This is a genomic window from Micromonospora inositola (assembly GCF_900090285.1).
Lineage (GTDB): Bacteria > Actinomycetota > Actinomycetes > Mycobacteriales > Micromonosporaceae > Micromonospora > Micromonospora inositola.
In genome coordinates this window covers 6,216,310-6,230,130 of sequence record NZ_LT607754.1, presented here as the reverse complement: position 1 = coordinate 6,230,130, position 13,821 = coordinate 6,216,310, and the positions used below count along the sequence as shown (strand labels likewise).

11 protein-coding genes are annotated in these 13,821 nt (G+C 72.0%); 5 read left to right on the top strand and 6 right to left on the bottom strand.

What is annotated here, in order from left to right; translation table 11 throughout:
• Window positions 1–19 precede the first annotated feature (19 nt).
• From GA0070613_RS29675 to GA0070613_RS29665, 3 genes are all read left to right on the top strand, one after another.
• Entirely contained in the window at window positions 20–1,129 is a 1,110-nt protein-coding gene (locus tag GA0070613_RS29675) for a DegT/DnrJ/EryC1/StrS family aminotransferase (protein ID WP_089015298.1), read from the top strand.
• On the top strand, window positions 1,126–2,154 hold the full coding sequence (locus GA0070613_RS29670; protein WP_089015297.1) for a Gfo/Idh/MocA family protein: 1,029 nt from the start codon (window positions 1,126–1,128) through the stop codon (window positions 2,152–2,154). Before GA0070613_RS29675 ends, GA0070613_RS29670 begins: the two co-directional genes overlap by 4 nt.
• Before the next feature lie 88 nt (window positions 2,155–2,242).
• Window positions 2,243–4,870, top strand: coding sequence for a glycosyltransferase family 4 protein (locus GA0070613_RS29665; protein WP_089015296.1), 2,628 nt, complete (start codon window positions 2,243–2,245; stop codon window positions 4,868–4,870).
• 79 nt (window positions 4,871–4,949) lie between these two features.
• Here the strand turns inward: GA0070613_RS29665 and GA0070613_RS29660 are convergent, their stop codons facing one another.
• The 6 genes from GA0070613_RS29660 to GA0070613_RS29635 all read right to left on the bottom strand — a co-directional run bounded on the left by GA0070613_RS29660 (window position 4,950) and on the right by GA0070613_RS29635 (window position 10,500).
• Window positions 4,950–5,483: a hypothetical protein gene (locus GA0070613_RS29660; protein ID WP_157746566.1), complete on the bottom strand. Its 534-nt coding sequence runs from the start codon at window positions 5,481–5,483 to the stop codon at window positions 4,950–4,952.
• Complete coding sequence (locus GA0070613_RS29655) at window positions 5,480–6,709, bottom strand: glycosyltransferase (protein ID WP_231929560.1); 1,230 nt, start codon at window positions 6,707–6,709, stop codon at window positions 5,480–5,482. The genes GA0070613_RS29660 and GA0070613_RS29655 overlap by 4 nt, the downstream gene beginning before the upstream one ends.
• Before the next feature lie 35 nt (window positions 6,710–6,744).
• The gene (gene wecB, locus GA0070613_RS29650) at window positions 6,745–7,830 is read right to left on the bottom strand and encodes a non-hydrolyzing UDP-N-acetylglucosamine 2-epimerase (protein ID WP_089015294.1); all 1,086 of its coding nucleotides are present in this window, start codon (window positions 7,828–7,830) and stop codon (window positions 6,745–6,747) included.
• Between the two features lie 111 nt (window positions 7,831–7,941).
• A complete protein-coding gene (locus GA0070613_RS29645; RefSeq protein WP_089015293.1) occupies window positions 7,942–8,697 on the bottom strand; it encodes a hypothetical protein in 756 nt (251 codons plus the stop codon).
• 10 nt (window positions 8,698–8,707) lie between these two features.
• Window positions 8,708–9,349 (bottom strand): class I SAM-dependent methyltransferase, encoded by a 642-nt coding sequence (locus tag GA0070613_RS29640; protein WP_089015292.1) that lies wholly within the window; start codon window positions 9,347–9,349, stop codon window positions 8,708–8,710.
• A 29-nt stretch (window positions 9,350–9,378) separates the two neighbouring features.
• Window positions 9,379–10,500 (bottom strand): acyltransferase, encoded by a 1,122-nt coding sequence (locus GA0070613_RS29635; protein WP_089015291.1) that lies wholly within the window; start codon window positions 10,498–10,500, stop codon window positions 9,379–9,381.
• Between the two features lie 200 nt (window positions 10,501–10,700).
• On the opposite strand from GA0070613_RS29635, the gene GA0070613_RS29630 reads away from it, so the two are divergent.
• Together GA0070613_RS29630 and GA0070613_RS29625 are read left to right on the top strand one after the other, a co-directional pair.
• A complete protein-coding gene (locus tag GA0070613_RS29630) occupies window positions 10,701–12,266 on the top strand; it encodes a glycosyltransferase family 4 protein (protein WP_089016277.1) in 1,566 nt (521 codons plus the stop codon).
• Window positions 12,263–13,819: a glycosyltransferase family 2 protein gene (locus tag GA0070613_RS29625; protein ID WP_089015290.1), complete on the top strand. Its 1,557-nt coding sequence runs from the start codon at window positions 12,263–12,265 to the stop codon at window positions 13,817–13,819. The genes GA0070613_RS29630 and GA0070613_RS29625 overlap by 4 nt, the downstream gene beginning before the upstream one ends.
• The last annotated feature ends 2 nt before the right edge of the window (window positions 13,820–13,821 follow it).

Sequence of the window (13,821 nt, the reverse complement as noted above, 5' to 3'; positions counted from 1 at the left end):
TGTCGACAGGAGGAAGCCCATGTCTGGGCTGAACGCAGAATTCATCCCCCCAGCCCGGCCGGTAATCGGTGAGGCCGAGATCGAGGCGGCTGTCCGGGTGCTGCGCAGCGGCCTGGTGGTGCAGGGGCCTGAGGTCAAGGCGTTCGAGGAGGAGTTCGGCGAGCTCGTTGCCGGCCGGCACTGCGTCGCGGTGAACTCCGGCACCTCGGCGCTCCAGCTGACCCTGATGGCGCTCGGTTTCGGCCCCGGTGACGAGATCATCGTCCCCTCGTTCTCCTTCGCGGCCAGCGCGAACGCCGTCCGCCTGGTGGGCGCCGAGCCAGTCTTCGTCGACATCGAGCCCGACAGCTTCTGCGTCGACCCGGAGGCGGTCGCCGCCGCGGTCACCCCGCGCACCGTGGCGATCATGCCGGTGCACCTCTACGGCCACCCGGCCGCGATGGACCGGATCATGCAGATCGCCGAGCGGCACGGTCTCGCCGTGGTCGAGGACGCCGCCCAGGCGCACAGCGCCGCGCTGAACGGCCAGCCGGTGGGCTCGTTCGGCACCGCGGGTTGCTTCAGCTTCTACCCGACCAAGAACATGCACTCCCTCGAGGGCGGCATGGTCACCACCGCCGACCCCGAACTCGCCCGGACCCTGCGCCTGCTGCGCAACCAGGGCATGGAGCAGCGGTACGCCAACGAGATCGTCGGCGCCAACATGCGGATGACCGACGTGGCCGCGGCCATCGGTCGGGTGCAGCTGCGCCAGCTGCCGGAGTGGACCGAGCAGCGCCGGGCCAACGCCAAGTTCCTCGACTCGAAGATCACCGGCATGGTGACCCCGCCGGTGGCCGACAACGCGAAGCACGTTTACCACCAGTACACGGTCCGGACCCAGGGCAACCGGGACGCCGCCCAGAAGCGGCTGACCGAGCTGGGCATTGGCAACGCGGTCTACTACCCGACCCCGATCCACCGGCTCAAGCCGTACCTGAACGAGGACGGCAAGCCGGGCCCGTGGGACCTGCCGGAGACCGAGCGGGCCGCCGCCGAGGTGATCTCGCTGCCGGTGCACCCGGCGCTGAGCCCGGCCGACCTCGAGCGGATCGCCGAGGGTGCGAACCTCGCCGGGGGTGCCCGATGAGCGCGGGACGCAAGCTGCGCGCCGGCCTGATCGGCCTCGGCGCCATGGGCCGCAACCACGCCCGGGTCCTGTCCGGCCTGGACGGCGTCGAGCTGGTCGGCATCGTCGACCCGGCCGGTGACGTCACCGGCACGCTGCGCGCGCCGGTGGTGCCCGACCTGGGCGAGCTGCTCGCCATGGGCATCGACTACGCGGTGGTGGCCTGCCCGACCGCGCTGCACGAGCAGATCGGCCTGGAGCTGGCCCGCAACGGCGTCTGCGCGCTGATCGAGAAGCCGCTGGCCCAGTCGGTGGAGGCGGCCAGCCGGCTCGTCGAGGCGTTCGAGACCGCCGGCCTGGTGGCCGGGGTCGGCCACATCGAGCGGTACAACCCGGCCCTGCAGAACCTGCGCCTCCGCCTGGAGGCGGGGGAGCTGGGCGAGGTGTTCCAGGTGGTCACCCGGCGGCAGGGTCCGTTCCCGCACCGCATCGCCGACGTCGGCGTGGTCATGGACCTGGCCACCCACGACATCGACCTGACGAGCTGGGTCACCGGCCAGGAGTACGTGTCGGTGTCCGCCCGGACGGTGTCGCGCAGCGGCCGGCTGCACGAGGACATGGTCGCCGCCGTGGGTCAGCTCTCCGACGGCACGATGGTGAACCACCTGGTCAACTGGCTGAGCCCGCTGAAGGAGCGGTCGACGGTGATCACCGGTGACCGGGGCTGTTTCGTCGCCGACACCCTGACCGCCGACCTGACCTTCTACGCCAACGGGGCCATCGACACCGAGTGGGAGGCGCTGCGCGCGTTCCGCGGGGTGGCCGAGGGCGACATGGTGCGGTACGCCATTCCGAAGCGGGAGCCGCTGCTGGTGGAGCACGAGCGCTTCCGGGACGCGGTCGATGGCAAGGAGAGCGACATCGTGACCCTCCGGCAGGGTCTGCGGACGGTCCAGGTCGCGGCGGCGCTGCTGGGCTCCGCGGCGGACGGCAGCACGGTCGACGTGTCGTCGCGCGACGTCCCGGCCGTACCGGCGGCTTCCTGACGATCCGGGCAGCGCGGTGGACGGCCGGAGGGCGGTCCACCGCGCGGCTCGCACTGACTGAGCCCCACCACCCTCTGGAGGACATGGAATGGAAGCTCCCGCCCGTCGGCCCCGGCTGGCGGTGATCGTCGGAAACGGCATCACCGGCGACTCCCGCGTGCAGAAGACCGCGCTCGCCGCCGCACGTGCCGGTTGGGACGTGACTCTCATCGGTGCCGGGGGACGGGTCCGTCCTCAGCGCTCGATGATGGGCCCCGTGGAGGTCGTGCGGCTGCCCGTCGGTAGCCATATGCGCGAGCGCGCGAAGGGCCACCCGATCCGACGGAAGCTCACCCAGTTCGGCATCGCCGACAAGAGCAGCCTGGCTCGCCGACGGGCGGCCCACCAGGCGTGGGTGCGCCAGACGACCGCCCGGATCGGCTGGCTCCGCGACGAACAGCACCGGCCCCGGGCGATCGGTCCGGTCGCACAACCGGCGAGCAGGGCGCTGGGCGCGGTGGTCCGGGCCAGCCGAGCGGTGCACCAGTTCCGAGTGCGGGCGTTCCAGTGGGAGCAGCGGCACACCCCCGCGCCGACCGGCAACTGGCGCCGCGACTACCCCTTCCTCCTTGACCTCGACCTCGCCTTCGGGCCGGTGATCGAGGAGCTCAAGCCGGATGTGATCCACGCCAACGACATCACGATGATCGGCACCGCAGCGCTGAGCGTCGCCCGGATGCGAGCGCGGGGCGAGAAGGTGGCGTGGCTCTACGACGCGCACGAGTACGTCAGCGGCGTTGACTGGCCCACCCCGCTGCAGGGCAGCGCGTACATCGCGTACGAGAAGGAGTTCATCAACCTCGCCGACGCGGTGGTCACCGTGTCCCCGGAGATCGCCGAGCTGCTCCGCAAGGACTTCCACCTGCCCGAGACCCCCCTGGTCGTGCGGAACACGCCGATCCGGGAGACCATCGGCGTCAGCCCCAACCCGCCGTCGGTGCGGCAGGCCTGCGGACTGGCGCCCGAGGTGCCGTTGCTGGTCTACTCCGGGTGGCTGGCTGCGGAACGCGGGCTCGGCACGGCGGTCACCGCCCTGCCGGAGCTGCCCGAGTTCCACCTGGCCATCGTCTCCGGGCGTAACAGCCCCGAGCGGGAGCTGCTGCTGGAACGGGCGCAGGCACTTGGTGTGCGGGACCGGATCCACGTGGTGCCCTACGTGCCGCAGCACGCGGTCCCGGACTACCTGTCCACTGCGGACCTGGGGCTGATCTGCTCGCAGCGGACCATCAACTACGAGATCTCCCTGCCCACCAAGCTGGCCGAGTACCTGCACGCCGGTATGCCGGTGGTCGCCAGCAACGTCAAGACGCTCGGCGCGTACGTCAACGAGCACAAGGTCGGCGCGGTGTTCACCGCCGACGACCCGGTGAGCTTCGCCGCCGCAGTCAGGCACGCTTTCGCGCACCGCTCCGAGCTGGTTGGCAACATCACCGAGCCGATCCTGCACGACCTTTCGTGGGAAGAGCAGTCCGCCGGGCTGGTGGAGCTCTACCGGAAGATCTCCCCGGTCGCGCCGCCGGCCGAGGGGCGTGCCGACGTGTCGTGGGCGGTGGACGAGCGACCGGTCACCGCGGCGGCGACCGTCGACACCTCGGCTCCGCCGACCGCCCTGCCCACGTGGCGGAAGCTGGACGTGACGCGGGTGCGGCTCGGCCTCGGTCCAGCCAACTACGCCGGACAGGCGGCCGCCTTCGCCCAGGCCATCTGCCGCGACAACCCGGACGTCTCGGCCGAGGTCCTGATGCGGAAGACCTCGCCGACGCTGGTCTACCCGGCCGACGTGTACCTCGACCCGGAGCGACTGCTGCACGATCTGGACGTGCAGGTCGAACAGCTGCACCGGGTGGTCGGCCGGTACACCCACCTCGTGGTGGACGCGTTCATGCCGATCTTCGGTTCGCTCAACGGCGACAACATCGAGTTCGACCTGCCGGCGCTGCACAGAGCCAAGATCAAGGTGGGCCTGCTCGCCCACGGCAGCGAGGTCCGGCACCCGCTGCGGCACATGGAGCGGCACGAGGACTCGCTCTTCTTCGACGCGCCCGCCGGGTACGTCGAGCGGTTCACCGCCCGTGCCGAGCGCAACCGGCGAGTGGCGGAGGAGTCGGGTCTGCCGCTCTTCGTCACCACCCCGGACCTGCTCGACGACCTCCCGTGGGCCACGTGGGCGCCGCTGGTGGTCGACGTCAAGGCGTGGACCTGCGATGAGCCGGTGATGCAGCGGTCCCGTCCCGTGGTTCTGCACGGCCCGTCGAAGCGGTGGACCAAGGGCACGGACCGCATCCTGCCGGTGCTGAACAGCCTGCACGACGCCGGCGCCATCGAACTGCGGCTCGCCGAGGGCGTCCCGTGGGCCGAGATGGCGGAGATGGTCAAGGGCGCGGACATCGTGGTCGACCAGATCACCACGGGCAGCTACGGCACGTTCGCGGTGGAGGCGATGGCCGCCGGGAAGCCGGTCGTGGCGTACCTCGCGCCGAGCGTGGAGCAGACCGTCGGTGAGCGGCCGCCGATCGTCAACGCCACCGCCAAGACCCTCCGGCCGGTGCTGGAGGGCCTCCTCGACGACCGGGACGGCACGGCCGAACTCGGCCGTCGCGCGGTGGACTACGTTCGCCGGGTGCACGACGGTCGGCGTACCGCCCGTGGGTTCGAGGAGTTCCTCGGCCAGTCCTGACCGGTCCCGGGTCCAGACAGCGACCGGCCGGTGCCCCGACGGGGACACCGGCCGGTCGCTCTTTCGGCCGCCGTACGGTTCAGGCGCCCGTGGCGAGGTAGGGAAGCCCGTAGCCGACCCGCGGCGCGACCGGGGCCTGCCGGACGATCCGCGCGGCCAGTGGAATCGACGCCGGGTCACTGACCACGAGCAGGTCGGCCGCGACCTCGGCGACCACCTGATCGGCCAGTCGCTGCGGCAGGTCGCTCCGGCGCATCCGGTGGTACACGGGCTGGAAGAGGCGTCGGTGCACCCTCTCCGCGATGCGCCGCTCGTACGCCCGGCCGGCCCGCTTCGCCCAGCCGCTCAGCGGGCCCCGCCCGATCACGCGGAAGGCCCGCCCGGGGGCGCGGAACAGCACCGCACGCTCGGCGCGCAGCGCAAACCGCCGCCCCTCCAGCGCGGCCAGGTCCACCACCCGTACCCCCGGTGCAAAGCGCTCGCGCCGCCAGTCGGCGGCCGACGAGATCAGCACCGTGACGCTGCCGCCGCCCGCCACCACCTCGGCGGCGTCCTCCACCACGGCCCGTTTCCGGGTGGCGCCGAGGGCGAGGATCAGCACCCGCTCAGTCATCGTCCTGTCCCTTCGACCTGCACCGCGCCGGCCACCGGCTCTTCGCCGAACCACACCCGGTCGTGGGCGTCCGCCACGGCGGGATAGCTGTACCGGTCGGCGAGCGCACGCTGAGCGCCCGCGACGTCGAGCCGGTCGAACCGCTCGCGCAGCCGCCAGTAGCCGGCGATCAGGGCGTCGGCACCCTCCTCCACCTCGACGAGCTCGGCGACCGCGTCCTCCACCCCGGCGAGGGTCTCCTCGGGACCACCGCAGCGAGTCACCAGCACCGGCAGGCCGGCGGCCACCGCCTCGACCACGGTCATCCCGAACGTCTCGAACCGGCTGGGGTGCACCAGCAGGTCGTGCTCGCGCATCAGCTCCAGAGCACGGGCCGGCGGCACCGCTCCGGTGAAGGTGATCGCGTCGCCGACGCCGAGTTCCGCCGCGCGCTGCTGCAGCGGACCACGCAGCTCGCCCTCACCGACGAAGGTGAGGGTCAGCTCGGGGTCCCGCGCCCGGCAGGCGGCGAATGCCTCCAACAGCCAGCGGACCCCCTTGCGCGGGATCAGGCCACCGACGAAGAGCCAGCGAAGCAGTCCGGTGACCGGCGCCGGACGGTGCTGGTCGAACGAGATGGGGTTGGGCAGATAGCCGACGCGGTCGGCGTGCTGGGGAAATGCCTCGACCAGCGGGCGCCGGACGGCCTCGCCGACCGCGTAGAGGCCGGCGCACCGCTGCAACAGCTCCTCGTACATCGCGCGGGCCTCCGGCTGGGCCAGGACGAGGTCGAGGAAGGTGGCGTGTTCGGTGACGAACACCCGGGCGTCCGGCCGCGCGTTGTGCAGCGCCGCCCACCCGCCGGGCAGACCGACGTGGGCGTGCACCACGGGCGAGTCGATTGGTCGACCGCCGAGGACGCTACGCAGGGTCTCCTCGTGCCGTCGGGCGATGGCCGCGTAGTCGGTGGTGACCGGCAGCGGTACCGGAAGATGGACCAGTTCGGCCCCGCCCACGGTGCGTCCGGGATGCACGGTGTGCGGGATCAGTTCGCGGTAGCCGCGGTCGACGGCGGCACTGGTCTCCGGCGGGAGCCGATGGCCCCACTCCTCGCAGTGGTACAGCCGTGCCCGCTGGTGCCGAGGGGCCGTCGCCTCGACCATCGCCTGCACGAAGGCCCCGAGAAAGGGGCGCTGCCGGCTTGGATACCACGGCGTCACGATCGCCACGTCCACCGGTCCAGACACCGGCTGTCCTCCCGTTCGTTCCGGCTGTGTCCCGCTCACAGGTGCTGTTCGAGCAGCTGAAGGACACGCTCCGCGGCGCGCCCGTCGCCGTAGGGGGTGCCGCGCGGGGCGTCGGGGGCGGGACGGATCACCGTCGCTGCCCAGGCCGCGGCGTCCATCAGGTGCGGATCGGGGACCAGCCGGTTCCAGTCGCCGTCGAGCGTCTCCACCCACTCCGTCTCACCGCGCAGCGTGGTGCCGGGACGGCCGAGCAGGTACGCCTCCTTCTGCAGGCCACCGGAGTCGGTCACCACCCCGACCGAGCCCAGCACGGCGCTGATCATACCGGCGTAGCCCAGTGGCCGGCCGGACCGGATCGCGCCCTGGTCGAGCTTCAGGCCGTAGGCCTCGGCCCGGGCCACCAACCGGGGGTGGGCCAGCAGGGCGACCGGAAGGGGAGCGGCGGCCAGCGCCCCGAGCAGGGCCGCCAACCGCTGCGGGTCGTCGGTGTTCTCCGCCCGGTGCAGCGTGGCCAGCAGGTACGGCCCCGCCGGGTCGATGCCCTCGGGCAGCGCCACATCGGGCTGCCTGCCGGCGAGGACCTCGTCCCGGATGCGCAGGCAGACGTCGACCATCACGTCCCCGGCCAGCACCGCGCGAGCGGCCAGCCCCTCCGCCGCAAGGTGGCGCATCGCCTCCTCGGTCGGCGCGAGAAGCAGATCGGCCGCGTGGTCGGTGAGCACCCGGTTGTGCTCCTCGGGCATGCGGCGGTTGAACGAGCGGAGTCCCGCCTCCAGGTGGGCCACCCGAAGATGCTGCTTCACCGCGGACAGCGCTCCGGCCAGCGTCGAGTTCGTGTCGCCGTACACCAGCACCCAGTCGGGATTCTCCTCGGCCAGCACTGGGTCGATGGCGGTCAGCACGCCCCCGGTCTGGACGCCGTGGCTGCCCGAGCCGACGCCGAGGTGCACATCCGGATCGGGAATGCCCAGGCCGGAGAAAAAGACGTCGGACAGGTCCGCGTCGTAGTGCTGACCGGTGTGCACGATGACGTGCTGGTGCCGGGTGCCCCGGAACGCGGCGGCGATCGGCGCGAGCTTCACCAGCTGCGGGCGGGCACCGACGACACTGACTACCTTCACGGCATGTTCTCCCGTTTCTCGTGACCTGCTGCGACCGGTTGATGGAGCGCGATGCCCCGGCACGGGCGGCGGTGGCCGGCCCCTGGCGCCAGACACCGGACTCTGGACACCTTACTTGGGGCGCCCGGCGGGGCCGAAGAATCCCTCCGAGGGCTCGCCGGCCGGCGGCTGTCCCGTCCCCGGCGCTTCGCCGCCGCGCAGCGCGGCGAGCTCGCCCTCGAGCGCGGCCAGCCGGTCGTCCCGTTCGGCGATCACCCGCCGTTGCTGTTCGACCTCGTCCTCGAGAGCCTGCAGCCGCCGGCGTACCGACCGGGTGACGAGGCCGGTGAGCTGGTGCTCGTTGGCCATGCGCAGCATCGTGCGCAGCTCGTCGACCGGTTCCGGCAGCGGGTGGGCGGCACGCCTTTCCACGGTCATGTCCACCAGGTGACCGCGCGGCGGAAGCGGACGGTCGACGCGTTGCGCGATGAGGGCGGCGGACACCCCGCGGATCCCGGCGGTGCTCAGCGGGATCGCGTCCACGATCTGGCACCGGGCCGCCACCAGCGGTCCGACGAGCAGGTGCGCGGGCAGTTGGTCGACAGGCCAGGCGAGCAGCAGGACCGCGCGGGTGCCGGGTGCGGCCGCCGTCAGTGCCTCAGCCACCTCTCGTGGGTTCAGATGCACCGAGGGCTTCGGTCCGAGGAGCCCGACGAGGAGCCGGTCCGGAGTGCCGACCAGCGCGCCGGCGTCCGCGATGGCGCACCGTCGGTGGCGTACGTCAGCGGGGAGGTGGTACCGCCCGGCGAGGTCCACCCCCTCGCGGCTGGCGTCGACGACCTCCCGCACGCCGGAGAGGTGCAGGGCCAGGACCTCGGGCAGGCGCATCGTGTCCCTCTCAGTGTTCCCGGACGAAGACGTGGAAGCCGATGGGGTTCTGCCGGAATGCGTACGGCCGCCAGCCTTCGGCCCGCAGTCCGCATTCCCGCAGCATCGCCAGGTAGCGGTCGGTGCCGCGGACGACCTGGTAGTCGCCGAAGACCCGGTCGCCGGGCTCGCCCCAGTCGCTGAGTACGAGCCGTCCGCCCAGTCCCACCAGCGAGGCGAGGTTGCGGACCGAGGCCTCCCATTCGTCATCGTCGAGGACGTGGAAGAGGACGTCCACAGCCAGGACCACGTCGTAGAACCACGGGCTGCGCCACGCCGACAGCGCGGCGAGGTGAAACCGGGCCGGGCCGCCCTGCGCCCGGCAGTGCGCGATGGCGCTTTCGCTGGCGTCGATGCCGTCGACCTGGTGGCCGAAGCGGGCCAACTGCCGGCTGAACCAGCCCTTTCCGCAGCCCGCGTCGAGCAGCTGCAGCGGGGCCACCGGATCGGCGTTGTGCCCGATGATGTCGAGCAGCAGCCCCAGCCGCAGGACGTAGAACATCCGGTTCGTGCCCTCGTCGTACGACATGTCGCCGCCGGAGCGCAGGTCGCCTTCCGTGAGGTGCCGCCGGTTCCAGTAGGCAGCGTTGTCTTCAGCTGACAACAGGGTCACGGCGTCGCACCCCCCGACATGGCAACTCCTCAGAAGACGGCTCGGACGTAGGGGATGCGGGCTGCGCCGAGAGAGATGGCGAAGGAGGTGACCAGCACCACGACGAACGTGCCGAGCATCACCGGCAGGGACTCAGCGGACCGGACCGCCGGCAGGACGTACCGGAGCAGCTCGAAGACCAGCAGGTGTACAAGGAACACCCCGAAGGACGCCTCGGAGAGCCGGACCACCCATCGGGCGGCGCCGGGGGACGGGGTGTGCCGGGCGCCGAGGCTCACCCCGACCAGGAAGATGCAGATGGTCGCCAGGGCGACGCTCGCGCCCAGGTAGCCGATCGGCATCAGGATCTGCAACAGGGGTCGCTCCGCCCGGGTGCCCCACTGCCACACTGCCTCGATCAGCAGGACCAGGGCGGCGACCGACGCCAGCGCCGTGGCCCGCGGCCCGAGCCGGACCGTCCGCAGCGCCCACCCGGCGACGAAGTAGCCCACGTACGGCCACCACATCGTCAACGCGCCCAGGTGGATCGGACGGGACACTCCCAGCCGGGTGGCGACCGCCGACACCACGAAGGCGACCAGGGTGAACCCGAGCGCGACGGCCGAGAGGATCAGCGCGCGACGCTGGCCGCCGTCGCGCAGGAACGCGACGAGCACCGGCGCGATCACGTACAGCCCGGCGATCAGCCACAGGAAGTACAGGGCGGTGAAGACCCGTGCGTCGATCAGCAGCACGGCGAGCCCCTCGATGGTGAGCCGTTCGCCCCGCAGCCCGACCCGCGCCACCACCAGGTAGATCACATGCCACACGACCAGTGCGGGCAGGATCCGGGTGAACCGCCTTCGGTAGAAGGCGCCGGGGCCGTCGGCATGCGCGCGGGGGGAGAGGGTGAGCGCACCACTGATCATTACGAAGAGGGGCACGGTCCAGGTCGCCCCGATGTCGACGCCGGCGGCGAGCCACCACTGGAGCGTTCCCCGCAGTTCGTCGTGGGCCACCACCGCGCCGACGGTGTGGATCGCCACCACACCGCAGATGGCGAGCATCCGGAGCACGTCGAGTGAGTACTGCCGGCCGGGTCGGGCGGCGTCGGTCGGCGGGGGCGTGGCGGGGGCCGAAGCCGCCACGGCGGCCTGCGGGGTGACGGACACCGAGCAATAGTACCGGCCGGCCGGTCGGACCTTTACGACCCGTTACCGCCATCTCGTCCGACGCCCGGCTCGTCACATCGGTGGTTGCCGTACACTCGCCGAGGTCCTGCGGCAGGAGTCGGGTCCCCCGACGGGAGAGGCGAAGACGCATCATGAGGTTCGACGGCGCCGACGGCGCGACCGCCCGTGGTCGGGTCGTCATGCTGGTGGACAACGCCGTCAACGGTGACTCGCGGGTGCAGAAGGCCGCCCGGTCCGCGGCCGAGGCTGGCTGGGAGGTGATCCTGCTCGGTCGGTCGCCGGTGACCGAGCCACGTGAGTGGCTCCTCGGGCAGGCTCGGGTGCGGCTGCTGCCGATGCCCGACCCGCTCGCCCGGCGCCGGCACGAGTTCCGGCGAGCCTGGCTGCGCTGGCCGCTGGCCTATCCGCCGAGCGGCATCGCGGCGCACCGGGCCCAGTCGGTCAGGGCGTGGCGGGCCGACCTCGCCGTACGGGCCGCCCAGCTCGCCGTGGCCGCTCCCAGGACCCCCCATCTGGAGCTGCGTCGTCGGTGGCTGCGCGCCGAGGAGCTGGCCGCCGGGCTCACCGGGAAGTGGGTCTCCTTCCGGTACTGGCAGCTCACCCGCGCCCGCAAGGGGCGCAAGTTCCGCAACCCCTGGGACCTCGCGTACACCCGGTTCTGGCAGCTGGTCAAGGGCGACGGTGCCTGGCGGCGGCTGGAGCCCGGCCTGTGGGACTACGAGCTGGCCTTCGGGCCGGTGCTCGACGAGCTGCGGCCTGACCTGATCCACGCCAATGACTTCCGGATGCTCGGTGTGGGCGCCCGGGCCAAGATCCGTGCCGCCGCACAGGGGCGCAAGGTCAAGCTGGTCTGGGACGCCCACGAGTTCCTTCCCGGCGTGCAGCCCTGGAAGGACAACGCCCGCTGGCTGCCCGCCCACCGGGCGCACGAGCGCGAGTACGCCCCGTACGCCGACGCGGTGATGACCGTCTCGGCGGGCCTGGCCGAGCTGCTGCGCCGAGAGCACGGGCTCAGCGAGGACCCGGCGGTGGTGCTGAACGCCCCCGACCTCGGTCCGCCGCCGGCCGGCGCCGAGGACGACGCGCCGGGCCTGCGCGAGCGCTGCGGGATCGGTCCGGAGATGCCGCTGCTGGTCTACAGCGGGGTCGCCGCGCCGAAGCGTGGACTGGGGATCATGGTCGAGGCGCTGCCCGAGCTGCCCGGCGCGCACGTCGCCCTGGTTGTCAACAAGCCCGATTCACCGTACGTGGTGGGTCTTCGCGCCCGGGCCGCCGAGCTCGGCGTCGCCGACCGGCTGCACGTCCTGCCGTACGTGCCGCACTGGCAGGTGGTCCGGTTCCTGTCCGCCGCCGACGTCGGGGTCATCCCGATCCAGCACTGGCCCAACCACGAGATCGCGTTGATCACCAAGTTCTTCGAGTACTCGCACGCCCGCTTGCCGCTGGTGGTCAGCGACGTGCGGACGATGGCGGACACGGTCCGCTCGACGGGCCAGGGAGAGGTGTTCCGCGCCGAGGACGTGGCCGACCACGTCCGGGCGGTCCGCGCGGTGCTTGCCGATCCGGCACGGTACCGGGCCGCCTACGACCAGCCCGGTCTGCTGGAAAGCTGGACGTGGTCGGCGCAGGCGGCGGTGATGGACGAGGTCTACACGCGCCTGCTGCCCGAGCGGCCAGCGGCCGTCAGGATCGGGGACCCGCGTGCGACGAGCGAGGTGCAGCCGTCGGTGGGAGCGAACACGTGACCACACCCGACGTCACTGTCATCACCGCCGTCTACAACACCATGCCGTACCTGACCAGGTGCCTGACCTCGCTCGTGGAGCAGACCATCGGTCCGGACCGCCTGGAGGTCATCGCCGTGGACGACGGGTCCACCGATGGCAGCGGGCGGGAGTTGGACCGTTTCGCCCGGCTTCACCCGGGCACGGTCAAGGTGCTGCACCAGCCCAACTCCGGTGGTCCCGCGGCTCCCAGCAACCGGGCCCTCGACCAGGCCACCGGCCGCTACGTCTTCTTCATCGGCTCGGACGACCATCTCGGCCCGGAGGCGCTGGAGCGGCTCGTCACCGCCGCCGACCGGTACGGCTCGGACGTGGTGCTCGGCCGGACGGTGGGGGTGAACAGCCGCTACATCCACCAGGCGATCTTCGCCGAAAACGCGGTCGACGTGGACCTCTTCGACTCGGCGCTGCCCTGGTCCCTGTCGAACACCAAGCTGTTCCGGCGCGAGCTGATCGAACGGTACGCCCTGCGCTACCCGGAGGACATGCCGGTGGGCAGCGACCAGCCCTTCACCATCGAGGCGTGCGTCCGAGCCAGCCGCATCTCGGTGCTGGCCGACTACGACTACTACTACGCGGTCCGGCGGCTGAACGCCCGCAACATCACCTATAAGAGCCGGCATCTGGAGCGGCTGCGCTGCGCCGAGTCGATCATCGAGTTCGTGGCCGGCCTGATCGAGCCGGGGAAGCGCCGCGACGTGGTGCTGCTGCGGCACTTCACCTGGGAGGTCGCCAAGCTCCTGGAGAACGACTTCCTGCGGCTGGACCGGAACGTCCAGGAGCGGATCCGCGTCGGAGTGCGGAATCTGGCCGAGCGCTACCTGACCGATGACATCCGGGACCGGCTGCCGATCGAGTCCCGGGTGCGGCTCGGCGCCGCCTGGCACGGCGGGCTGGACGACCTGCTCGCGGTGATCCGACAGGACGCCGAGGAGGGCATCCCTCCGGCGTTGGTCGACGGCGACCGCTGGTACGCCGGCTATCCCGGCTTCCGCGACGACCGGCTCGGCATGTCGGACCGCTGGTTCGAGATCACCGACACGGTGGCGGACTGGATTGCGCGGCTCGACACGATCTCCGTGGCGTTCGAGGGAAACCGCGCGCTGGCCGTCACGGCCCGCAGCCCGCGCCCGGACCTGCCGCGGCTCGCCCCCGTGATCCGGCTCTGCGCGGGGGACACGCCCGGCGTCACCATCGCCGTCGACTCCGACGGCACCGGCACCACCGTGCGGGCCCGGATCCCCCTGGCGGGATTGCTGGCCGGCATCGCCCCCGGCGGCGAACTGCGGCTCATCCGGGCCGAGGTCGAGGCCTTCGGCACCACCGGCGGGGCCGCCCTGCGCGGCCCGGCGCGGCCCGTGCCGCAGCGTACGCTTGTGCGTCGCGGCCCCCGTCTGCACGTCATCACCACCACCGCGAACCACAAGGGTCAGCTCGTGATCGCCGTAGCACCTGTGACGCCGCGCCGGCTGATGGCCCGCCTGCGGCGCAGGTTTCCACTAGGAGGAAAGTAGCA